Annotated in this window: 1 protein-coding gene; it reads right to left on the reverse strand. The window is 68.6% G+C overall.

What is annotated here, in order from left to right; all coding sequences use genetic code 11:
• Nucleotides 1–924, reverse strand: a 924-nt coding sequence (locus ADK67_RS52335) for a hypothetical protein (protein WP_197289357.1), incomplete at both ends; no start/stop codon positions are given.

The raw sequence follows: 924 nt of genomic DNA on the forward strand, positions 1-924 counted from the left end.
AAGTTCACGTTCCTCGGCGGTACCCCGCCGAAGACGGGCGATGCGAGAGTCCTTCTCCTTTCTTCCTGCTCGACGGCAGTCACCTCTGCTCCTCCTGCATTTCGCTCGGCATCGACCGCGTCCCAAAATTCCCCGCGCGTATCATTCACCACCGGCGGCGGCAGTTCGACTTGGGGGTCTTCTGGCGTGGAATCGCGCAGGTGAACCCCCGACCAGGCCTTCCGCATCGCGCGCTCGGCTTCGGCCACGTGGGGCGGCGCGAGAATGGGGGAAGTGACCGAGACCGGCTCGTCATCCAGTGGCCACTCGAAGCCGGCCACCGCCGGTTGGTGTTCGTCCAGGTAATGGCGGACGACTTTACGGACCCGCTCGGTGTCGATACGACGTCCGTGGGCGAGCAGTTCCTCGCGAATGCCGTCCCGCGCGAACCTGAACATCACTCGATTTTCCGCGTTTTCGGACCCGTGGGGCGCGATCGCCACCAATGGGCCGGCGAGGAATTCTGCCAGGGCCGCCCGGCCGGCTTCCGGGTGCAGCAGTTCGAGGATGCGGACCAGGAGGGGGATTTCCAGCGGCGCGACGGCCCAGTGGACGGCCAGGTCGAACACGACCTTCGACGCGGTCGTGCGGTAGGCCGCGACGAGTTCCGCGACGCTGAAGGTCTCGTCACCCGATGGGCGCTGGGCCGGCACGGTCGCCGGGTCGGACTGGACGGGCACGAGGGCCGCGCCCAGGTTCGCCCACCCGGCCGCCGCGGCGAGGGTGGCCCACTCGCGCAGACCCGCGGGGGCCAGTTCGACGAACGACACCGGGACAACATCGCCCAGGTCGTCGTAGAGGCCTGGCACGTCGACCTGGGGCTCCCACTCGTAGAAGTGGTTCGGCGCGCCCGGCTCGGACACCTTGAGGCGCAGGCGGTGCAGG

Origin of the sequence: Saccharothrix sp. NRRL B-16348 (assembly GCF_001280085.1) — a bacterium.
GTDB lineage: Bacteria > Actinomycetota > Actinomycetes > Mycobacteriales > Pseudonocardiaceae > Actinosynnema.